The organism is Nocardioides montaniterrae (assembly GCF_054782655.1).
The window spans coordinates 1-19,429 of the sequence record NZ_BAAGSB010000011.1; the positions used below are offsets into that span (position 1 = coordinate 1).

The following is a 19,429-nucleotide window of genomic DNA, read 5'->3' on the forward strand; positions in this document are numbered from 1 at the left end:
ACCGACTACTCGAACACGGCCCGATCACCACTTGACAGACCATAGGAGCGTCGGCGGGGAGCGGCGCGCTACGCGCGGCCGCCACACCGACCAGAGGGCCCCACCGCCAGCCTGATCCGGCCTCGACCGGCCTGCCGGGCGCCATCACACCTAGCGCGAGGAGCGCTCCTCGGCGCCGCACGCGCACTCGAGCGCGATCTCGTCGAAGTGGGCGGCGAGCGAGGTGCCGCGCATGATCCCGGAGCCGGGCGTGGAGTGCCCGTAGGTCTCCCCCAGCGCGTCGACGGCCAGCAACACGGCGGCGGCGGTGTACGTCGTCTGCTCGTGCGGCCAGTAGACGTCGCGCGGCTCGTCGTCGGCGGGCGGGTGCGCCGGGTCGGCGTACACCCAACCGGTCCAGTAGGAACCGTTCTCGCCGCGCAGGTGCTGCATCTCCTCGACCAGCTGGCGGGCACGGGACGGCTCACCCATCGCATCGAGCGTCATCGCGAGCTCGCAGGTCTCGGCGCCGGTCACCCACGGGTTGGTGTCGACGCAGCGGATGCCGAGGCCGGGGATGACGAAGTCGTCCCACCGCTCGGCGATGCGGTCGCGCGCGTCCTGGCCGCGAACGGCGCCGCCGAGGACGGGGTAGTACCAGTCCATCGAGAAGGTGGACTTGTCGGCGAAGAGGTCGCGGTGGCGACGTACGGCGTGGCCGAGGCGGCCGCCCGCGAGCTCCCACTCGGGCTGCGGGTCGTCCATCAGGTCCGCGAGCGCGACGCCCGCGCGCAGCGAGTGGTAGATCGAGGAGCTGCCGGTCAGCAGGCAGAAGTCGTCGACGGGCGTCCACCGGATGCCACCCCACGACTCCTGCAGCGAGGTCACGAAGTCCAGGCCGGCGCGTACGGCGGGCCAGAACCGCTCCACGAAGCGGATGTCGCGACGGATGAGCCAGTGGTGCCAGACACCGACGGCGAGGTACGCCGACATGTTGCACTCGCCGCGCTCGTCCTCGACCTCACCGGCGACGATCTTCATCGGCCAGGAGCCGTCTGGACGCTGCATCGTCAGCACCCAGTCGTAGGCGCGCTCGGCCGCTTCGACCTGGCCGCCGACGAGGAGCGCCATGGCCGACTCGACGTGGTTCCAGATGTCGGTGTGCTCGCCGACCGTCCACGGGATCGAGCCGCAGTCCTCCTGCATCGCCGCGATCGAGCGGGCCGTCTCGGCGACCTGCTCGGCGGAGAGCAGGCCGTCGACGTACGGCAGCCGCGACAGCGGGACCTCAGGCATCGCTGCTCTCGGGCTTGCGGAAGTAGAGCACCATCGACTTGCCGATCATCGGGTCGAGGACCTTCCCGGCCAGCTTGAGGGCGGTGGGCTGCTTCATGATCTCCCAGACCAGCAGCTTGTGGTACGCCTTGGCGAGCGGGTGGTTGTCGTTCTCGACGCCGACCGCGCACTTGATCCACCAGTACGGCGAGTGCAGCCCGTGGGTGTAGCTCTTGCCCTCGAAGATCATCGCGTCGCCCGGCGTACCGTCGTTGAAGCGGCCGCCCTTGGTGACCTTGTCGACGAGCTCGTGGTCGGTGTAGATGCGGATGTGGCCGCCCTCGGCGTGGTGGTAGTCCGGGGACAGCCGCCAGTTGATGACCTCGGGCAGCCAGCGGGGCACGGTGACCGCCAGGGTGCCGCCGGGGCGCAGGACGCGGATCAGCTCGCGGATCGCGGCGACGTCCTCGTGGATGTGCTCGAGCACCTCGGAGCAGACGATGCGGTCGAACTCGCCGTCGGCGAAGGGCAGCGAGAGGGCGTTGCCCTGCTTGACGTCGGCCTCGGCGCCCTCGGGCACCTCGCCGGCCTCCTTCATCGCCACGAACAGGTCGCGGACGCCCTCGAGCTCGTCGGCATCGAGGTCGAAGGCGATGACGTCCGCACCGCGGCGGTACATCTCGAAGCTGTGGCGGCCGGCACCGGCGCCCATGTCGAGCACCCGCTCGCCGGGCTTGAGGCCGAGACGGTCGAAGTCAACGGTCAGCATCAGATAGAGCTCTTTCGGTTGTCGAGTGCCCGCGAGGAACGAGCGGGTGTATCGAGACACTGCTTGTACTCGGTGATGACGTCGTCGAGGACGTCGGCGGTCTTGACCGCCACGGCATGCCAGCTGAACAGCTCGAGGACGCGCTGACGACCCGCGGCGCCCATCCGGGCCCGACGCTCGGGGTCGTCGAGCAGCGCGCCGACGGCGGCGGCGAGGGCGCCGACGTCACCGGGCTCGACGACGTCCGCGCAGAGACCGTCCGGCCCGACGACCTCGGGGATCGCGCCCGCACGCGAGACGACCAGCGGCGTCTCGCAGGCCATCAGCTCGGCGGTCGGCAGCGAGAAGCCCTCGTAGAGCGAGGGCACGCAGGCGAGCTCGGCCGAGCCCATCAGCGCGACGAGCTCGTCGTCGGTCAGGCCGTTGGCGAACGAGACCTTGCCGACCAGGTCGAGCTTGTCGATGAGCTTCTCGGTGACGCCGCCCTCCTTGGGCTTGGTCACCAGCACCAGCTCGAGGTCGCGCTCGGTGAGGAGCTTGGCGAACGCCTCGAGCAGGATGTGGATGCCCTTGAGCGGGGCGTCGGCGCTGGCCATCGCCAGGATGCGCCCCTTGACGCGGGGCGCGGCCGAGGGCCGGAAGCGGTCGTCGACGCCGAGGAGGATCGTGCGGATCCGGTCGCCGTCGACGCCGAACTCACGGACGACGTCGCGGCGCGAGGACTCGGAGGGTACGACGACGCGACGCAGCTGGGGCGCGGTGCGCTTCTGCTCGGTCAGGAAGGAGTACCAGCGCCAGACCCCGAGCTTGGGCAGCTCGAGGTGGAACCGGCTGCCGGCCTTCTTGCGGAACCACGGCGCGGTCTCGAGCTCGATCGCCCGGTCCATGGTGATCGGGTGGTGGATCGTCGCCGCGAGCGGGAGGAACTCCTCGATCGCCAGCAGCGGCGTGGCCAGCGTCTGGTTGTCGAAGACGATGTCGAAGTCGTCCTGGCGCTGGCGCAGCAGCTTGACGACCCGCTTGGAGAAGCTCATCGGCTCGGGGAACGCGCCGGAGCGCATGGTCAGCCACTCCTGCACGTCGATGAGGTCGCGGAACTCGCGCGGGTGCGGGTTGCGGAACTCGTCGCCGGGCTTGTAGAGATCCAGGCTGGGCACCTTGGTCAGCGTCACGCCCTCGTCGAGCTCGGGGTAGGGCTGTCCGGAGAAGACCTCGACGGTGTGGCCGAGCGCCACCAGCTCCCGGGTCAGGCGCCTGATGTAGATGCCCTGACCGCCGACATGCGGCTTGCTGCGGTAGGACAGCATCGCGATCCGCATCCGAAACTCCTTCTCCTGGCCGGCAGGACCGCAGAAGCAGGGCCGGAACAAACTGGAACGTGTTTCTAATTTTACGCTACGGGCCAGTAGCCTAGACGCGCCCGTCCCACTGTCAGGCATCGAGCACGACGAGGAGCCTTCGTGAGTACCAACGCCACGACCGCCGAATCCGTTCCGGACCCGGGCGGGTCGGCAGCCCAGCGCGAGCGCCGCCAGCGGATCCTCGACGCGACGTACGAGCTGGCCAGCAGCGGCGGCTTCGAGGCCGTGCAGATGCGGGCGGTCGCCGACCAGGCGGAGGTCGCGCTCGGCACCCTGTACCGGTACTTCCCGAGCAAGATCCACCTGCTCGTCTCCGCGCTCGACCGGCAGTTCGAGGAGGCCGCCAAGCGGCTCCACGAGCGACAGATCCCCGGCGACACCGCCGCCGACCGCGTCCTGTGGGTCCTCAAGCGCCTGACCCGCGGCATGCAGGGCGACCCGCAGCTGACCGAGGCGCTGACCCGGGCGTTCATGTTCGCCGACTCGGCCGTCAAGGCCGAGATCCACGCGGTGGGCATGTCGATGACCTCGATCGTCACGCACGCCATGGACGGCCGTTCCGCCGACGAGGCCGAGATCACCGACGAGGACATCGCCATCGCCCGCGTCCTGGGCGACGTGTGGCTCTCGGCGCTGGTCTCGTGGGTCACCGGCCGGTCGACGGCCGCCGAGACGGCAGCCCACATGGAGAACGCCGTACGCCTCGTCCTGCGGGACTGACACCGTCCTCAGGGCCGCTTGGCGCGCTCGGCCTTGCCGATCGCCTCCTCGACGACGCTGTTGAAGCGCGCGCCGTTCGGCCAGCCGTCGTAGTGGCAGGCCATGATCACCAGCTCCCGCAGCTCCTCGTGGGTGAGCTCCTGGTTGGCGAGCGCTGCCGGCACCTGGATGCCGAGGACGTCGTTGGCCCGTTGGCCCACGAGCATGCCGATCAGGAAGAGCCGGCGGTCGCGGTCGCCGATCCCGGGCCGCTGCCAAATGTCGCCGAACAGGTGCTCGACGGTGTAGCGGAAGAAGTCGCCGTCGCCGTCGCTCATCTCGAAGCCGTAGACCTCCTCCATCTTCTCCAGCCCCTTGCGGCGGAGCTCCGGGAGGTCGTCGAACTTGCCCGTCATACGCCGAGCCCCTTTCCTAGACGGTCGATGGATTGCTTCGCGAGCGGTACGTCGACCCCCAGCTCGTCCGCGAGCGCAATCGCGTGTGCCAGGTCCTTCTCCCCCAGTGCGCGGACGTGGTCGAAGACGCCGTACCAGAAGTCGGTGGGGTCCAGGGGCGCCGTGGTGTCGCGGTACATGATCGCGCCGGGGCCGCCGGTGATGGCGTCGGTGTGGCGGACGACCTCGCCGAGCTGGACCAGGTCGATCTGCGCCGCCTCAGCGAGCCGCTGCGCCTCGGTGACGGCGGTGAACGCGACGAAGTGGATCAGGTTGCGCGCCAGCTTCATCCGGGTGCCCGCCCCCAGCTCGCCCGCGTGGACGACCTTGCTGCCCATCGCTGCCAGCGCCGGGCGCGCCCTCTCGAACGCCTCCGCGTCGCCGCCGACCATGATCGCCAGGCTGCCGTCCGCGGCGCCCATCGGGCCGCCGCTGACCGGGGCGTCGAGGACGGTGTGGCCCTCCGCCGCGAGCTCGCCCGGCGTCGTCGGCGCGACCGTCGAGTGGATGACGATCGTGGTACCTGCCGCGACGTTGCTGGCGACCTCGCGGACCTGGCTGTCGTCACGCACCATCACGCAGAGGACATCCACGTCCATCGCGGCGACGCTCTCCGCGGCGGTCGCGCCCGCCGCGACCAGCTCGGCGACGGGGTCGGGCGCGACGTCGTACACCTGCAGCTCGATGCCCTCGGCCTGGGCGAGGCGCAGCGCCATCGGCTTGCCGATGTTGCCGAGACCGACGAAGCCGACCCTCATAGCCGGAACGTCTGGCCGCCGTCGACCGCCAGGATCTGGCCGGTCACCCACGACGCGTCCTCGGAGAGCAGGTAGAGCAGCGCGCCGACCATGTCGTCGACCTTGCCCATCCTCTTGATGGCCAGGCTGTTGCGGACGATGTCCTTGGCGGCGTCACCGGCCTGGACCCGCGTGGCCTCGGTGTCGGTCGGGCCGGGCGCGATCGCGTTGACGCGGATGCGCTGGCCGCCGAGCTCGTGGGCGAGCTGCTGGGTGAGGCTGTTGATGCCGGCCTTGGCGAGACCGTAGAAGCCGGAGTAGAGGTACGCCGCTGTGCTGGACTGGTTGACGATCGCTCCCCCTCCGCGCTTGGCGATCTCGGGGTAGACCGCGCGGGTCATGACGAGCGCGCCGTCGAGGTTCACGCTCATGAACCTCTTGTAGTAGTCCCAGTCGACGCTGATCAGCAGGTTGAACTCCATCGTCCCGTAGATCGCGGCGTTGTTGACCAGGTGGTCGATGCCGCCGAGCTCTTCCACCGTCGTGGCGACCAGCGCCTCCGCCGACTCCGCGCTGGAGACGTCGCAGCTGACGAAGATCGCCCGCCCGCCCGACTCGTTGATCCCGGCCGCGACCTTCTCGCCGGCCTCGCTGTTGAGGTCGGCCACCACCACAGCCGCTCCCTCGCGCGCCAGCGCCTCGGCGTACGCCTGCCCGATCCCCTGTGCCGCGCCCGTCACGACGACGACCTTGTCCTTGAACCTCATGCCACTCCTGTCCCGTGCGCCGCAGGAATCACCGGTTCCCCGGTGATTCCGTCACTTTCACCCCATTGCATTGCCCTGTAAGTGCAGGTTTCACCGGTGAACCGGTGATTCCCACACCCCCTCACGCCGGCTCCGCGATCGTCTTCATCTCGAGGTACTCCTCGAACCCGGCAACGCCCATCTCGCGGCCGAGCCCGGACTGCTTGTAGCCGCCGAAGGGGGCATCGGGGCTGAACCAGACACCGCCGTTGACGGCGAGGGTGCCGGTGCGGATCCGGCGGGCGACGGCGTGGGCGCGCTCGAGCGAGCCGGAGTCGACCGAGCCGGAGAGGCCGTACGGCGAGTCGTTGGCGATCCGGACCGCGTCGTCGTCGCCGTCGTGCGGGATCACCACGAGCACGGGCCCGAAGATCTCCTCCTGCGCGAGCCGCGACTCGTTGGTCAGGCCCGCGACCACGGTCGGCTCGACCCAGAAGCCGGGCTGGTCGATGACCTTGCCGCCGGTGACGATGCGGCCACCCTCCTCCTCGGCGAGACGGAAGTACGCCGCGACGCGGTCGCGCTGGACCGCGGAGATGACCGGGCCACAGATCGCACCAGGGTCCTCGGGCGACTTCGCGCCGATCGACTCCATCACCTGCGCGGCAGTCGCGACGGCCTCGTCGTACCGCTCGCGCGGCACCACCAGCCGGGTGGTCAGCGCACAGCCCTGGCCGGCGTGGATGCACGCGGCGAAGGCGGTCGCGCCGGCAGCGGCCGAGACGTCGGCGTCGTCGAGCACGATCGCGGCGGACTTGCCGCCCAGCTCGAGGAAGACCTTCTTCAGCGTCGGCGCCGCGGCGGCCATGATCGCCCGCCCGACCCCGGTCGACCCGGTGAAGGAGACCATGTCGACCCGCGGGTCGCTGGCCAGCACGGACGCGACCTCGTTGGAGCGCGGCGTGACCACGTTGAAGACGCCCGCCGGGATGTCGGTGTGCTCGGCGATGAATCGCCCGAGCTCGCACGCCACCCACGGGGTGTCCGGCGCGGGCTTGAGCACGACCGTGCAGCCGGCCGCGAGCGCCGGGCCGATCTTGGCCAAGTTGATCTGGTTGGGCACGTTCCATGGCGTGATCGCCGCGACGACGCCGACGGGCTCGCGCCGGACGGTACGCCGGGTCGGGATCCCCATCGGCTGGGCGACCCCGAGGTCGGTCTCCCACTCATAGGACTCGAGCAGATCCGTGACCCACTTCAGCCCCTCGACCGGTACGTCGAAGCCGGCCGCGCCCATCATGAAGTCGGGCATGCCGACCTCGGCGGTCGTCAGTGCGCGGAACTCGTCGGCGTTCTCCATCAAGGCGGCGTGCAGCTGGCGCAGGCACCGCACCCGCAGCTCGACATCGGTCGACCACGAGGTCTCGTCGAACGCCCGCCGCGCGGCAGCGATCGCCGCCTCGACGTCGGCCGCCGTCGAGTCCGGCGCCTGGCCGATGACCTCGCCGGTGGCCGGGTTGAGGACGTCGTACGACGCCCCGTCGCTGGCGCCCGACAGCTTGCCGTCGACCAGCTGCTGGGCCGGAGGTGCGGAGATCATCGTGGTCCTTCCTGGGTGATGAAGTCGCCGCGCTCGACCGGCGGCGGCCAGACGGTGCTGGGCAGGTCGGCGTGGCGGTAGTGACCCGGGACGCCGAGACCGGTGACGGACATCCGCTTGAGCAGCGTGTCCGGCGCCTTTCCGGCCTCGATGATCGACAGGAACGTGTGCGCGGTCGACGGCATGTCGAACCAGTCGCGCTGCCAGTCGATCTTCACGCCCTCGTCGGTCCGCTTGAGACCGAACCACGACCCGCCGAGCCCGAGGATCTCGTACTCCTTGCCGGTGTCGTCGAGGATCCCGGAGCGCTGCTTCCAGAAGCCGATCACCATCGCCTTCCGGTCGTCGATGACGGTGCAGACGTAGTCGTAGTGCCAGCCGTCGAGGCCGTCCATCTCGATGCCGATCGCCCAGTCGCGGATCTGGTCGCGCCCGACTGCCATGAAGTGCTCGTCGGGTGCGTACATCCAGCCGTACGTCGCGTCCTCGGCGTACCACTCCGCCATCGGGCGCCAGTCGCCGCTGGCCTCGACCTTGCGGTTGATCTCGAGCCAGGAGTCCCAGAACTCCTCGATCTCGGCACGCGTCAGGTCACTCATGGGTCTCCTCCAGAGAGAGTGCGAAAGCGGGGCAGTACTTCACGGCCTGCTGTACGTCGGACCGCAGCGACTCGTCCGGGTGCTCGTCCAGCACGACCACCACGTCGGCGTCCTCGTCGAAACCGAACACGTCGGGCGCCTCGCCCTGGCAGAGCTGGTGGCCCTGGCAGATGCCGGTGTCGGCGACAACCCTCATCGCTGCCCCTCGGTGGTTGAGTAGTCCGAGCCGCTAGGCGAGGACGTATCGAAACCACCACGGCGGCGGTAGCGGACCCGAGCCGGCTGGGCGAGCTGGATGACCATCTTGGAGAAGTCGTCGCGGTACTCGTCCAAGGGCTGCGCGGCCTCGAAGCTGAAGTCGCGCAGGATCACCGAGAAGATCGCCTTCATCTGCATCATCGCGAACGCGTTGCCGACGCAGCGGTGCTTGCCGGCGCCGAACGGGATCCAGGTCCAGCGGTTCTGCAGGTCCTCCTGCCGCGGGTCGACGTACCTGCTCGGATCGAAGAGATCCGCCTTCGGGAAGTCCTCCTCGATCCGGTTGGAGACCCGCGGCGACGCGGCGACCAGGGTGCCGGCCGGGATCGTGTGGCCGAGCAGGTCGAAGTCCTCCTGCACGAGCCGCATCAGGATGACCAGCGGCGGGTGCAGCCGCAGCGTCTCCTTGAGCGCCGACTCCAGCACCGGGATCGACCGCAGCGCCTGGAAGGACACCTCAGGAGCAGCGCCGTCGGCATCCGGTGAGTACAGCGCGTCGAGCTCGGCGACGACATCGCCCATCACGTCGGGGTGGCGGAGCAGCTCGATCATCGCCCAGGACGCGGTGCCGGAGGAGGTGTGGTGCCCGGCGAACATCATCGAGATGAAGATCCCGGTCACCATCTCGGCGTCGTACCCGACCGCGATGAGCACGTCGAGCAGGTCCCTGTCCTCACGCGCGATCTCGCCCTGCGCGACCCGTGCGGCGATGATCGCCTGCACCTTCGCGACCAGCTGCTCGCGGGCCTCGTCGCGCAGGCGGAAGGAGTCGATGTCGGCGTACGGGTCGACGTACGCGATCGCGTCCGTGCCGTGCTCGAGCTGGTGATATACGTGAGCGAACGAGCCGTCGAGCTGCTCGCGGAACGGCTTGCCGATCAGGCACGCCGATGTCGTGTAGATGGTCAGCTCGGCGAAGAAGTCGAGCAGGTCGATCTCGCCCTCGTCGCCCCAGCCCGCGACCATCCGGCGGATCTCCGCCTCGATCGTCTGCGCGTGGCCGCGCATCATGTCGCCGCGCAACGCCTGGTTCTTGAGCATCTGCTGGCGCTCCTCGGGCGAGGCGTCGAAGACCACGCCCTTGCCGAAGATCGGCGTCATGAAGGGGTACGCCGCCGCCTGGTCCAGCACCTCCTCGGGTGCGCGGAAGAACGCCTCGTTCGCCTCGGCCCCCGTCACCATCACGACCTCGCGGTCGGCGAGCCGGAAGCGCCCGATGTCGCCGCACTCCTCCCGCACGCGGTGGAAGAGCCCGATCGGGTCCACCCGCATCTCCGGCAGGTGGCCGGTGCCCTTGATGATCGCGGGCACGCTCGGGTCCTGGTCGTCGAGGACGACCGACACTTCCGGAATCGGTGGTTGAGTAGCCGCCGACGAACGAGGCGGCGTATCGAAACCGCTCATGACTTCTCCTCAATCGGTGCTTCGGGGTTCACGTCGACGGGGCTGAGGTGCACGCCCCGCGGGGCGGAGACGACGGTGGTGATGGCGTCGGCGATCGCGCGCGCCTTGAGGAAGTGCGAGTGCCGCGCGTGCCCCCACTTGACCCACTCGGTGAGGACCTTGGCGGCGGCATCGGCGTCCCAGTCCATGCCCATCTCGCTCCAGGTCGGGCCGGGCCGCACGATCGAGGCCCGTACGCCGGACCCCTCGATCTCCATCTGCAGCGCACCGACCAGCCCCTCGAGAGCAGCCTTGGTCGCGCTGTAGCCGCCCATGAACGGCCGGGGCCGGACCGCCACGTCGGAGGACACGAAGACGAAGTCGCCCCGCTGCCGCTCGAGCATGCCGGGGAGGAACGCCCGCACCAGCCGGTGCGGACCGACGACGTTGACGTCGAGCTCCTGCTGCAGCCGATCGACCCCCGTGTCGACGAGAGCGCCGGGTCCGATCAGGGCCGCGTTGCTGATGACGACCTCGGCCTCGCCCAGCTCCTTCTCGACGTGCTGGGCGAACGAGGCCACCGACTCCTCGTCGCTGACGTCGAGCGCGAACGCCACGGCCTCGCCGCCCTCGGCCCGGATCTCCGCTGCCAGCGATTCGCACCGATCGACGCGACGGGCGCCGAGCGCGACCGGAAATCCGGCCAGGGCCAGAGCCCGAGCGGTCTCGGCACCGATCCCGGAGGATGCTCCGGCGACGACGGCGGGCCGCCGCTCGGGATGCATCGACTTGGCCATCAGGACCTCCAGTCAAACGTCACGGGCAGCTCGGCGAAGCCGCGGACGCTGGTCGAGTGCACCCGCAACGCCCGGTCGGCGTGCACGGTGAAGCCGCCGACGCGGCGTACGAGCTCGGTGAGCACGACGCGTGCCTCCAGCCGGGCGAGGTTGGCGCCGAGGCAGAAGTGGCGACCGGTGCCGAAGCTCAGGCTCTGCGCGAGCTCGTCGCGATCGCGGCCGATGTCGAACACCGTCGGCGAGGAGAAGACCCGCTCGTCGCGGTTGGCCGAGCCGAGCAGCACCAGCAGCTTGGCGCCCGCGGGCACGGTCACGCCGGCGATCGACACCTCCCGCGTGACCAGCCGCGCGAGCATCTGGCTGGAGGTGTCGAAGCGCAGCGTCTCCTCCACCCAGACCGGCACCAGCGAGGGGTCGGCGAGCACGGCCGCCTGCTGCGACGGGTGAGCCGAGAGGTGCAGGAGCGCGTTGCCGAGCAGCTTGGTCGTGGTCTCGTTGCCGGCCACGATCATCAGCAGCAGGAACGCGATGACCTCGTGGTCCTTGAGCCGGTCACCGTCCAGCTCGGCCTGCAGCAGCGCGGAGGTCAGGTCGTCGGCGGGGTGGGTACGCCGCTCCACGACGAGATCACCGAGGTAGCCGAAGATCGCGATCGCGGCCTCCATGCCCGCCGGCGGTACGTCGCGTACACCGGCCTCCCGGTGCACCAGCAGGTCGGCGAGGCGGCGTACCTCGTCCCGATCGGCCACGGGGACGCCCATCATCTCGGAGATGACGTCCATCGGCAGCCGGCCGGCGAGCTCGGCGATCCAGTCGGACTCGCCCCCGCTCGCGGCCATCTTGTCCAGGTAGTCCTCCGCCATCGCCTGCACCCGCGGGGTCAGCTCGCCGACCCGGCGGGGCGTGAACGCCTTGGACACCAGCTTGCGGATCCGGCTCTGCTCGGCGCCGTCCAGCGCCAGGAAGCTCATCACCCGGTGGGCGTCCGCGCTCCAGGCCGACGCGTCGAGCGAGACCCCCATCCGGTTGGAGAACGAGGCGTCGTCGCGCAGCACGTCGAAGACGTCGGCATGCCGCGAGACCACCCAGAGGTCGTCGACGGAGTGGTGGACCGGGTCCTCGTCGCGCAGCCGCGCGTAGAGCGGATAGGGGTCCTCGTGGAAGTCGTAGTCGTAGGGGTCGAAGACGATCATCGCCCACCACCCAGGATCGTGGCGACGACCGTGTCGAGGCGGTCGCCGAGGTCGGCGTACGACGTCACGCCCATGCCGGCCTGCAGGAGGGCGCCCGAGAACGCCAGGATGATCGCGTCCAGCCGCGCCGGCGTCGACGAGGAGCCGAGCGCGCCGTCGAACATCTCCACGAACGTGCCCCCGATGCGCAGCCGCAGCCGCTCGACGTCGGGGTCCCCGCCGAGCAGCGCGAGCGTGGCCCCGGCCGCGAGGTGCGGGGCGGCCTCGAGCATCTCGGTGAGGCCGCGGGTGACCGACTGGACCCGCGCGACGGCGGTACGCCCGGCGACCTCCTGGGCGTCGGCGTGCTCGATCAGCCGCTGGGAGAAGAGCTCGGCCAGCAGGTGCGCCTTGGAGGAGAAGTAGGTGTACGCCGTCGCGGGCGAGACGCCTGCACGTACGGCGACCTGCCGCACGGTCAGCGCCTCGGGCCCGACCTCGGCGAGCTGCTCGAAGCCGGCGTCGACGAGGCGCTGCACCGTCTCGGCCTGCCGTGGGCGAAGGCCCTGGCGGGGAACACTGGTCACCTGACTGGACACCTGTCCAACTTAGAACAAGTTCTAGTAATGTGGCAAGGGTGAGCACCAGCAACTTCGAGTCCCTGACCCGCGAGCAGCTCGCCGTCGTCGTCCCCGAGCTCCTGCTCATCGGCCAGCTCATCGACCGCTCCGGCATGGCCTGGTGCATCTCCGCCTTCGGGCGCGAGGAGATGGCGCAGATCGCCATCGAGGAATGGGCGTCCTCCTCACCGATCTACACCCGCCGCATGCAACGCGCCCTCGGCTACGCGCCCGACGTCGCGGGCGAGGGCGACGTGATCACGATCTTCAAGGGCCTGCAGCTCGACATCGGTGCTCCCCCGCAGTTCATGGACTTCCGCTACACCGTCCACGACCGCTGGCACGGCGAGTTCGCGCTCGACCACTGCGGCGCGTTGATGGACGTCGAGCCGATGGGCCCCGACTACGTCCGCTCGATGTGCCACGACATCGAGGACCCGACCTTCGACGCCACCGCCGTCGCCACCAACCCGCGCGCACAGGTGCGGCCGATCCACCGTCCGCCGCGGCCCACAGGCGCCACCGGTCAGCACTGCGCGTGGACGGTCGCCATCGACCCGTCCCACCCGCCGGTCGCCGCGATCCCCGCGCTGGCCGTCAACGAGCGCTCGCGGGCGGCGACGCTCGAGCTGGACCCGATCGACCGCGCCGACGAGGGGGCCGCCGACTACGCCGGACCGCTGCTCGCCGACCTGGACTTCACGGCCTTCTCGCACTCGGCGCTCGTCCGGATGGCCGACGAGGTGTGCCTGCAGATGCACCTGCTCGACCGCGGGTTCGCGATGGCGGTCGCCGCCCGCGCGCAGTCACCCCAGCAGGCGCTGGAGATCCGGCGCAAGCAGCTGACCGGCGTCGCCGGCATCGCCGCCGAGCGCCTGGTCCGCGCCCTCGCTCTTCCCGCGACCGAGGAGGGCGCGCAGCGCCTCCTGGGCCTGCACCCGATCTTCAACCCGGCGCGCTACGTCCCGGCGGCGGCCTCCGAGGACGGCGCCTGGCACTCCCTCTGCGGCCCCGACTGGCCCGATGCCCTCCGCGCGATCACCCGCGCCGTCGACCCCCACCTCGACGCCGAGGTGGTCGGGTCCGCGGACGACTGGCACGCCCACGTCGTACGCCGGACCGAGCCCCTCGCCGAGGACCCGGCCGTCGCGGTGGTGCGGTTCAGCACCGGTGCGGCCTTCACGTTCGAGCCGCGCCGGTCGCTCCCGATCACCCCCGTCTGACGCAGGGCGCGGCCGGATGCGCGTCGTACCTGATGTTCTGGCCCCAGTTCGGCCGATTTCGGGGCCAAAAGATCAGGTACGACGGAACCCGGAGACCTCAAGGCGCCAGGTCGAACCAGTCCGCGAACCCGCTCGGGTCGTGCCGGCCGAGTGCGCCGTGCTCGAAGAGCCCCCAGCCCTCGGTCCCGTCGGGCACCCCCGCCCCCGGGCCGTGGACGGTCGCCGAGCCGACGTGGTCGATGACGCCGAACATGATCCGCCCGGCGACGGCCGGGTCGCTCAACGAGTAGGTGACCCGCTCGCTGAACCCGGCGCCCTTCCAGGTGCCGTGGGCCCAGTCGGGGTCGCCGCCGTACCCGCCGCCGACGTGGATCGGTGTCGGCAGGTGCGAGGTCACCTCGAAGCGCACCTCCTTGCCCGCGGGCGTCGAGCACAGCAGCGTCGCGCCCGTGGGCACGCGCGTGCCGGGCGTGTAGTGGACGACCACCCGTGGCCAGCCGAGCTGCTCGACCCGCCCGTCGCGCCAGACCCGCGTGCAGTCGTTGACCGTGCGGAAGCCGTCCGGTGTCTCCTGGATGATCACGCAGAGGCAGAACTCCTCGAACCCGATCGGCACGTAGAGCCACCACATGCCGTCGAAGGCCGGCTCGGCCGGGCGTCCGGCCGGCAACGCCTCGCCCTGCGGGCGGATGCCCCACGAACGGTCGCGCGAGCCCGTCCACACGTCGGGAGTGACCTCGATCGACTCACCGTCGATCGTGATCACACCCTCCCAGCTGCCGACCTGCGCGAACCGCTGGGCGTTCAGGACGGTGCCGGGTCCCTGGCGCATGACGTGCGGCAGCTCCTGAAGCACCGGGTGCAGGCCGCGCCAGCGCAGGTCGAGCGCGATGCCCTCGGTCTCCTCCAGCACGATCCGCAGCTCCTGGAGCGGCTCGACGACCTCGATCCGGTAGCCGCCCACCCGCTGCTCCAACCGGTCGCCCCCGCGGGGATCGGCAGCGTCGCAGAGGTGCACGGCGGTCTGCTCGTCGCCACGGTGCACCAGGACGTAGGCGTCCTTGGTCCCGAGGTTCGGGTAGAAGCCGAGCCCGGTGATCACCATGATGTCGCCGGACCGGTCGTGGCAGTTGAAGTACGAGCGGTCGTAGAAGTGCCGGTCGCTGCTACCGCCCCACGCCACGGGCTGGGGGAGCTGGTGGATCGGGTACTCGTCGAGCGGCCCGATCCCGACGTACTCGCCGTGCGAGCCGACCTCGCCCGCGACACCCATCAGGCGCCCACCTGCGCGAGGAGCTCCTCGACGAGGGGCTTGCAGTGGAACAACGTCTCGATGTCGTCGGGCCGCTCGATCTCGCCGAAGTGGATCTGCCGGGTGCCGGTGCGCATGAACACGACGCACCAGGTCACCGCGTTGTAGAGGTGGTACCAGGTGAGGTCGCCGAGGGTGGTCCCGGTCAGCTCCTCGTACGTCGCCCGCACGTCGTCCTCCGCCAGGAAGGACGGCATGCCCGGCAGGCCCATCACCTCGGTGATCGACTGGAACACCCGGTGGGCGAAGACCAGCCAGGACACGTCCAGCTCGCGCGGCCCGAGCGTGACCATCTCCCAGTCGAGGACCGCCACCGGCGAGAAGTCGCGGTAGATCGTGTTGCCGATCCGGGCGTCGCCCCAGCACAGGACCGCCTCGGCGGTCGCGGGCAGGTTGGCCTCGAGCCAGCCGAGAGCGCGCTCGACCAGCGGCGAGGACCCGATGTCGGGGACGGCCCAGTCGTACCAGACGCGGACGTGCGCGAGATTGCGTCCGAGCAGCGTCTCGCCGAGCTCGCGCGGCGCGAGGAACCCGAAGGTCGTCGCGGGGTCGGGGATCGCGTGCAGCCGCGCGAGCACCCCGACGGTGGTGTCCTGCAGCGTGCGCTGGTCGGTGGGCGAGGCGTCGAAGAGCCAGTTGTCGCCGAACGGGTAAGGCAGGACGTCGGGCGGCACGACGCCGTCGACGCGCTCCATGAGGAAGAACGGCGAGCCGATCACCTCGCCGGTCGGCTCGTTCCAGCCGACGGCGGGTACCGGGACGTCGGTCAGCTCGCCGACCAGCCGCATCGCCTCGCGCTGCGCGGTCAGGTCGTACGCCGCGAAGACCGGCACGTCCTCGGTCCGGGGCGCGACGCGGGCGACGTACTCCCCCGTGCGGCGTGCGGTCCCCGAGCCTGCCGCGGGGTCGGTCCAGGCGATGTCGAGCACGACGGTCTCCGAGGACATGCCGTTGGCCTCGATGCCGGCCCGGATCGCGACCTCCGGCTCGGCGCCCGCGGGCAGGAGCGTCGCCAGCCACTCCTCCATCCGGCCGGTCAGCGCGACGACGTCGCGTCCCGACCGCTGCAGGTGGAACTCCTCGGCCGTGCTCACGGCGTCGGCTCGGGAAGCGGCAGGTAGACGGACTTGAGCTCGGTGTACTGCGCCAGCCCCTCCGGGCCGAACTCGCGTCCGGTGCCGGAGGCCTTGAAACCGCCGAACGGCGCCGCGAAGTCCATCGTGTAGGTGTTCACGCCGTAGGTCCCGGTCCGCACCCGGCGAGCAACCGAGATGCCGGCCTCCTCGTCGGCGGTCCAGACCGTGCCGGCGAGTCCGTAGTCGGAGTCGTTCGCGATCCGCACGGCATCGTCCACGTCGTCGTACGGGATGACCGAGAGGACCGGACCGAAGATCTCCTCCTGGGCGATCCGCATCCGGTTGTCGACGTTGCCGAAGACGGTCGGCCGGACGTACCAGCCGGCCGCGAGCCCGGACGGCATGCCGGGGCCGCCGGCGAGCAGCGTGGCGCCCTCCTGCTCCCCCAGCGCGATGTAGGACGCCACCCGCTCCTGCTGGCGCTTGGCGACCATCGGGCCGATCTCGGTGCCCGGGTCCATCGGGTCGCCGACGACCATCGAGCCGATGGCCGACGCCAGCGCAGCGGCGACCTCGTCGTGCCGCTCGCGGCTGACCAGCACCCGGGTCTGGGCGACGCAGGCCTGCCCGGAGTTCATCACACCGAGGAACTTCATCCCCTCGACCACCGCGTCGAGCGAGGCGTCGTCGAGCACGATCGCGGCCGACTTCCCGCCGAGCTCGAGCGAGACGCGCTTGAGCTGCTCGCCGCAGATCGCACCGATCTTGCGTCCGGCCGCGGTGGAGCCGGTGAACGCGACCTTGTCGACGCCCGGGTGGCGCACGAGGTGCTCACCGACCTCGCGCCCGCCGGCCACGATCGACACCACCCCCTCGGGGACACCGGCCTCGATCAACGCCTCGGCCAGGACGTAGCCGTCCAGGGGCGACTCGGGCGCCGGCTTCACGACGACCGTGCAGCCGGCGAGCAGCGCCGGCACCAGCTTGGAGAGCACCGTGAACTGCGGGACGTTCCACGGCGGGATCGCTGCGACGACCCCGACCGGCTCGTGCCGGACGATCACGTCGGAGCCCAGGGAGCCCGGCCGCCGCGACTCCCACGCGAACTCCCGCGCGATGGCCAGGAACGCCTCGATCTGCATCCACGGCGCCGGCGCCTGGGCGAGCTGGCTGAAGGAGATCGGCGAGCCCATCTCGGTCGAGATGACGCGGGCCATCTCGTCGAGGCGAGCGGCGTACGACGCCGAGAGTGCCTCGACCACCGCGATCCGCTCGGCGGGCGACATCCGTGGCCACGGCCCCTCGTCGAACGCCTTGCGGGCGGCTGCCACGGCCGCGTCGATGTCGGCAGGCGTGCCCTCGGGCACCCGGGCCACCACCTGCTCGGTGTGCGGGCTGACCACCTCCAGGACCGCGTCGCTCGCGGGCCGCGCCCACGTCGTACCGATGAAGAAGGCGTCCCGGTCGAGCGTCATGGCCTGCCCGCCTTGCCTAGGCGCCGAAGGCGTGGGTGGAGGTGACGCCGCCGTCGATGGCGATCTCGGCACCGTTGACGTAGCCGGACTCGTCGGAGGCGAGGTAGACGTAGAGCGGCGCGATGTCCTCGGGCGTGCCGACCCGCCGCAGCGGGACCTTCGAGGCGCCGAACTCCATCGCCGCGTCGCCCCCGTGGACCCGCGTCATCGGGGTGTCGATCATCCCGGGGTGCACGGAGTTCACCCGGATCCCCTTCGGGCCGAGCTCCATCGCCGCGCACTTGGTCATGCCACGGATCGCCCACTTCGTGGAGGCGTACGCCGTGCAGGACGGCATGCCGGCGAGGCCCTCGACCGACGAGGCGTTGATGATCGACCCACCGCCGTTCTTGCGCATGGTGCGGGCGACGGCCTGCATGCCGAGGAAGGTGCCGACCTGGTTGACGTTCACCAGCAGGAGGAACTCCTCGAGCGGCATCCGCTCGATGTCGCCGAAGCGCAGCACCCCTGCGTTGTTGGCCAGCACGTTGATCGGTCCGAAGCGGGTGTTCGCCTCCTCGACGACGGCGGCCCACGAGGCCGGGTCGCTCACGTCGTGCGCCATGAAGTGGGCAGCGTCGCCCAGCTCCTCGGCGAGCGCCTGACCGGCCTCCTTGGCGATGTCGGCGATGACGACCTTCGCGCCCTCGGCGACGTACGCGCGGACGATCGCCGCACCTTGACCTTGCGCGCCACCGGTGACGATGGCGACCTTGTTCTCCAGACGCATTCCAGGCCCTTCAGACGGTGAGCTGCATGATCGAGTCGGCGGCGAAGCCGACGGACGGGTCGCGATCGGCGAAGAAGCCACCGAGCTGCTTGTCGAGGTCGTCGGCCGACCAGAGGTCGCCGGACGCGTCGAAGCGCTGCTCGACGACCGGCGCGGCCACGAGGGCCACCATCCCGCCGTACACGACGAAGACCTGGCCGGTGATCCGCTCGGCGGCCGGCGACGCGAGGTAGGCGACCAGCGGCGCGACGTGGTCGGCGGAGTAGGGATCCACCGCCTGGCCGGAGGTGTCCTCGCCGAAGACCGAAGCGGTCATGGCCGTGCGGGCCCGGGGGCAGATCGCGTTCGCGCGTACGCCGATCCGCGACAGGCCACGCGCCGTCGACAGCGTCAGCGCGGCGATGCCCGCCTTGGCCGCGGCGTAGTTGGCCTGGCCCGGCGAACCGCCGAGGAACGCCTCGGACGCGGTGTTGACGACCGAGCCGTAGACCGTGCCGGACTCGGAGGCCTTCGCGGTCTCGCGCCAGTACGAGGCGGCGTTGCGCGAGAGCAGGAAGTGCCCGCGCAGGTGGACCGCGATGACCGCGTCCCACTCCTCGTCGGACATGTTGAACAGCATCCGGTCGCGGGTCATGCCGGCGTTGTTGACCACGATGTGGAGCCCCCCGAAGCCCTCGACCGCGGCCTGCATCATCGCGTCGGCGGTGGCCCGCTCGGAGACGTCGCCCCCGACGGCCACCGCGGAGCCGCCGGCCTCCTCGATCGCCGCGACGGTGTCGTCGGCACAGCCCGGCAGGTCGGCGACGACGACGCGTGCGCCGGCAGCCGCCAGCGCGACCGCCTCCGCGCGTCCCAGCCCGGCGCCCGCGCCGGTGACGATCGCGACCTTGCCGTCCAGCGTGGTCGATCCCTCGCCGCTCACTCCTCGACCAGCGCGATCGCGTTGCGCGGGCAGGACGCAGCGGCCTGACGGGCCCGCTGCTCGTTCTCCGAGGTCACCTCGTCGGTGTGCACGACCAGGAAGTCGTTGTCGTCGAGCTCGAAGATGTCCGGCGCCAACGCCTCGCACATCGCGTTGGACTCGCACAGGTCGAAGTCGACCTTGATCTTCAGCGCCACTTGCT

At 70.6% G+C, this 19,429-nt stretch carries 21 protein-coding genes; 2 read left to right on the forward strand and 19 right to left on the reverse strand.

Going from position 1 to position 19,429, the window contains the following annotated elements:
* Nucleotides 1-150 precede the first annotated feature (150 nt).
* Genes ACYVJ3_RS13960 through ACYVJ3_RS13970 form a run of 3 tightly spaced genes read right to left on the reverse strand, consistent with a single transcriptional unit; the run spans nt 151 to nt 3,342 of the window.
* On the reverse strand, nt 151-1,275 hold the full coding sequence (locus ACYVJ3_RS13960; RefSeq protein WP_460853641.1) for a prenyltransferase/squalene oxidase repeat-containing protein: 1,125 nt from the start codon (nt 1,273-1,275) through the stop codon (nt 151-153).
* On the reverse strand, nt 1,268-2,023 hold the full coding sequence (locus ACYVJ3_RS13965; RefSeq protein ID WP_460853642.1) for a class I SAM-dependent methyltransferase: 756 nt from the start codon (nt 2,021-2,023) through the stop codon (nt 1,268-1,270). Before ACYVJ3_RS13965 ends, ACYVJ3_RS13960 begins: the two co-directional genes overlap by 8 nt.
* Nucleotides 2,023-3,342 (reverse strand): glycosyltransferase family 4 protein, encoded by a 1,320-nt coding sequence (locus ACYVJ3_RS13970; RefSeq protein ID WP_460853643.1) that lies wholly within the window; start codon nt 3,340-3,342, stop codon nt 2,023-2,025. The genes ACYVJ3_RS13965 and ACYVJ3_RS13970 overlap by 1 nt, the downstream gene beginning before the upstream one ends.
* Before the next feature lie 141 nt (nt 3,343-3,483).
* Here ACYVJ3_RS13970 and ACYVJ3_RS13975 point away from each other — a divergent pair, with 141 nt between their 5' ends.
* Complete coding sequence (locus tag ACYVJ3_RS13975) at nt 3,484-4,104, forward strand: TetR family transcriptional regulator (protein WP_460853644.1); 621 nt, start codon at nt 3,484-3,486, stop codon at nt 4,102-4,104.
* Nucleotides 4,105-4,112: 8 nt separating this feature from the next.
* Here ACYVJ3_RS13975 and ACYVJ3_RS13980 read toward each other — a convergent pair whose 3' ends face one another.
* The 10 genes from ACYVJ3_RS13980 to ACYVJ3_RS14025 all read right to left on the reverse strand — a co-directional run bounded on the left by ACYVJ3_RS13980 (nt 4,113) and on the right by ACYVJ3_RS14025 (nt 12,429).
* Nucleotides 4,113-4,499, reverse strand: coding sequence for a carboxymuconolactone decarboxylase family protein (locus ACYVJ3_RS13980; protein ID WP_460853645.1), 387 nt, complete (start codon nt 4,497-4,499; stop codon nt 4,113-4,115).
* The gene (locus ACYVJ3_RS13985) at nt 4,496-5,296 is read right to left on the reverse strand and encodes an NAD(P)-dependent oxidoreductase (protein WP_460853646.1); all 801 of its coding nucleotides are present in this window, start codon (nt 5,294-5,296) and stop codon (nt 4,496-4,498) included. Before ACYVJ3_RS13985 ends, ACYVJ3_RS13980 begins: the two co-directional genes overlap by 4 nt.
* On the reverse strand, nt 5,293-6,042 hold the full coding sequence (locus ACYVJ3_RS13990; protein WP_460853647.1) for an SDR family oxidoreductase: 750 nt from the start codon (nt 6,040-6,042) through the stop codon (nt 5,293-5,295). Before ACYVJ3_RS13990 ends, ACYVJ3_RS13985 begins: the two co-directional genes overlap by 4 nt.
* A gap of 121 nt (nt 6,043-6,163) precedes the next feature.
* Nucleotides 6,164-7,621: an aldehyde dehydrogenase gene (locus tag ACYVJ3_RS13995; protein ID WP_460853648.1), complete on the reverse strand. Its 1,458-nt coding sequence runs from the start codon at nt 7,619-7,621 to the stop codon at nt 6,164-6,166.
* Nucleotides 7,618-8,220, reverse strand: coding sequence for a nuclear transport factor 2-like protein (locus ACYVJ3_RS14000; protein WP_460853649.1), 603 nt, complete (start codon nt 8,218-8,220; stop codon nt 7,618-7,620). Before ACYVJ3_RS14000 ends, ACYVJ3_RS13995 begins: the two co-directional genes overlap by 4 nt.
* Complete coding sequence (locus tag ACYVJ3_RS14005) at nt 8,213-8,416, reverse strand: ferredoxin (RefSeq protein ID WP_460853650.1); 204 nt, start codon at nt 8,414-8,416, stop codon at nt 8,213-8,215. The genes ACYVJ3_RS14000 and ACYVJ3_RS14005 overlap by 8 nt, the downstream gene beginning before the upstream one ends.
* Nucleotides 8,413-9,882 (reverse strand): cytochrome P450, encoded by a 1,470-nt coding sequence (locus tag ACYVJ3_RS14010; RefSeq protein WP_460853651.1) that lies wholly within the window; start codon nt 9,880-9,882, stop codon nt 8,413-8,415. The genes ACYVJ3_RS14005 and ACYVJ3_RS14010 overlap by 4 nt, the downstream gene beginning before the upstream one ends.
* A complete protein-coding gene (locus tag ACYVJ3_RS14015) occupies nt 9,879-10,658 on the reverse strand; it encodes an SDR family oxidoreductase (protein ID WP_460853652.1) in 780 nt (259 codons plus the stop codon). The genes ACYVJ3_RS14010 and ACYVJ3_RS14015 overlap by 4 nt, the downstream gene beginning before the upstream one ends.
* Complete coding sequence (locus tag ACYVJ3_RS14020) at nt 10,658-11,851, reverse strand: cytochrome P450 (protein WP_460853653.1); 1,194 nt, start codon at nt 11,849-11,851, stop codon at nt 10,658-10,660. Before ACYVJ3_RS14020 ends, ACYVJ3_RS14015 begins: the two co-directional genes overlap by 1 nt.
* Nucleotides 11,848-12,429 (reverse strand): TetR/AcrR family transcriptional regulator, encoded by a 582-nt coding sequence (locus ACYVJ3_RS14025; RefSeq protein ID WP_460853654.1) that lies wholly within the window; start codon nt 12,427-12,429, stop codon nt 11,848-11,850. Before ACYVJ3_RS14025 ends, ACYVJ3_RS14020 begins: the two co-directional genes overlap by 4 nt.
* A gap of 38 nt (nt 12,430-12,467) precedes the next feature.
* On the opposite strand from ACYVJ3_RS14025, the gene ACYVJ3_RS14030 reads away from it, so the two are divergent.
* A complete protein-coding gene (locus ACYVJ3_RS14030; protein ID WP_460853655.1) occupies nt 12,468-13,673 on the forward strand; it encodes a hypothetical protein in 1,206 nt (401 codons plus the stop codon).
* A 97-nt stretch (nt 13,674-13,770) separates the two neighbouring features.
* On the opposite strand, the gene ACYVJ3_RS14035 is transcribed toward ACYVJ3_RS14030, so the two are convergent.
* The 6 genes from ACYVJ3_RS14035 to ACYVJ3_RS14060 are packed head-to-tail and all read right to left on the reverse strand — an operon-like array spanning nt 13,771 to nt 19,424.
* Nucleotides 13,771-14,946, reverse strand: a complete 1,176-nt coding sequence (locus tag ACYVJ3_RS14035; RefSeq protein WP_460853656.1) for a hypothetical protein — start codon at nt 14,944-14,946, stop codon at nt 13,771-13,773.
* Nucleotides 14,946-16,079 (reverse strand): phosphotransferase family protein, encoded by a 1,134-nt coding sequence (locus ACYVJ3_RS14040; protein ID WP_460853658.1) that lies wholly within the window; start codon nt 16,077-16,079, stop codon nt 14,946-14,948. The genes ACYVJ3_RS14035 and ACYVJ3_RS14040 overlap by 1 nt, the downstream gene beginning before the upstream one ends.
* Nucleotides 16,076-17,536, reverse strand: a complete 1,461-nt coding sequence (locus ACYVJ3_RS14045; RefSeq protein WP_460853659.1) for an aldehyde dehydrogenase — start codon at nt 17,534-17,536, stop codon at nt 16,076-16,078. The genes ACYVJ3_RS14040 and ACYVJ3_RS14045 overlap by 4 nt, the downstream gene beginning before the upstream one ends.
* 16 nt (nt 17,537-17,552) lie before the next feature.
* Nucleotides 17,553-18,305, reverse strand: a complete 753-nt coding sequence (locus tag ACYVJ3_RS14050; protein ID WP_460853660.1) for a glucose 1-dehydrogenase — start codon at nt 18,303-18,305, stop codon at nt 17,553-17,555.
* A gap of 10 nt (nt 18,306-18,315) precedes the next feature.
* Complete coding sequence (locus ACYVJ3_RS14055) at nt 18,316-19,227, reverse strand: 3-oxoacyl-ACP reductase (RefSeq protein ID WP_460853661.1); 912 nt, start codon at nt 19,225-19,227, stop codon at nt 18,316-18,318.
* Nucleotides 19,224-19,424, reverse strand: a complete 201-nt coding sequence (locus ACYVJ3_RS14060; RefSeq protein ID WP_460853662.1) for a ferredoxin — start codon at nt 19,422-19,424, stop codon at nt 19,224-19,226. Before ACYVJ3_RS14060 ends, ACYVJ3_RS14055 begins: the two co-directional genes overlap by 4 nt.
* Nucleotides 19,425-19,429 lie beyond the last annotated feature (5 nt).

What these genes read in the sequence shown, in the direction of transcription:
- ACYVJ3_RS13960 (WP_460853641.1), bottom strand. Translation starts at nt 1,275, where the DNA reads ATGCCTGAGGTCCCGCTGTCGCGGCTGCCGTACGTCGACGGCCTGCTC.
- ACYVJ3_RS13965 (WP_460853642.1), bottom strand. Translation starts at nt 2,023, where the DNA reads ATGCTGACCGTTGACTTCGACCGTCTCGGCCTCAAGCCCGGCGAGCGG.
- ACYVJ3_RS13970 (WP_460853643.1), bottom strand. Translation starts at nt 3,342, where the DNA reads ATGCGGATCGCGATGCTGTCCTACCGCAGCAAGCCGCATGTCGGCGGT.
- ACYVJ3_RS13980 (WP_460853645.1), bottom strand. Translation starts at nt 4,499, where the DNA reads ATGACGGGCAAGTTCGACGACCTCCCGGAGCTCCGCCGCAAGGGGCTG.
- ACYVJ3_RS13985 (WP_460853646.1), bottom strand. Translation starts at nt 5,296, where the DNA reads ATGAGGGTCGGCTTCGTCGGTCTCGGCAACATCGGCAAGCCGATGGCG.
- ACYVJ3_RS13990 (WP_460853647.1), bottom strand. Translation starts at nt 6,042, where the DNA reads ATGAGGTTCAAGGACAAGGTCGTCGTCGTGACGGGCGCGGCACAGGGG.
- ACYVJ3_RS13995 (WP_460853648.1), bottom strand. Translation starts at nt 7,621, where the DNA reads ATGATCTCCGCACCTCCGGCCCAGCAGCTGGTCGACGGCAAGCTGTCG.
- ACYVJ3_RS14000 (WP_460853649.1), bottom strand. Translation starts at nt 8,220, where the DNA reads ATGAGTGACCTGACGCGTGCCGAGATCGAGGAGTTCTGGGACTCCTGG.
- ACYVJ3_RS14005 (WP_460853650.1), bottom strand. Translation starts at nt 8,416, where the DNA reads ATGAGGGTTGTCGCCGACACCGGCATCTGCCAGGGCCACCAGCTCTGC.
- ACYVJ3_RS14010 (WP_460853651.1), bottom strand. Translation starts at nt 9,882, where the DNA reads ATGAGCGGTTTCGATACGCCGCCTCGTTCGTCGGCGGCTACTCAACCA.
- ACYVJ3_RS14015 (WP_460853652.1), bottom strand. Translation starts at nt 10,658, where the DNA reads ATGGCCAAGTCGATGCATCCCGAGCGGCGGCCCGCCGTCGTCGCCGGA.
- ACYVJ3_RS14020 (WP_460853653.1), bottom strand. Translation starts at nt 11,851, where the DNA reads ATGATCGTCTTCGACCCCTACGACTACGACTTCCACGAGGACCCCTAT.
- ACYVJ3_RS14035 (WP_460853656.1), bottom strand. Translation starts at nt 14,946, where the DNA reads ATGGGTGTCGCGGGCGAGGTCGGCTCGCACGGCGAGTACGTCGGGATC.
- ACYVJ3_RS14045 (WP_460853659.1), bottom strand. Translation starts at nt 17,536, where the DNA reads ATGACGCTCGACCGGGACGCCTTCTTCATCGGTACGACGTGGGCGCGG.
- ACYVJ3_RS14050 (WP_460853660.1), bottom strand. Translation starts at nt 18,305, where the DNA reads ATGCGTCTGGAGAACAAGGTCGCCATCGTCACCGGTGGCGCGCAAGGT.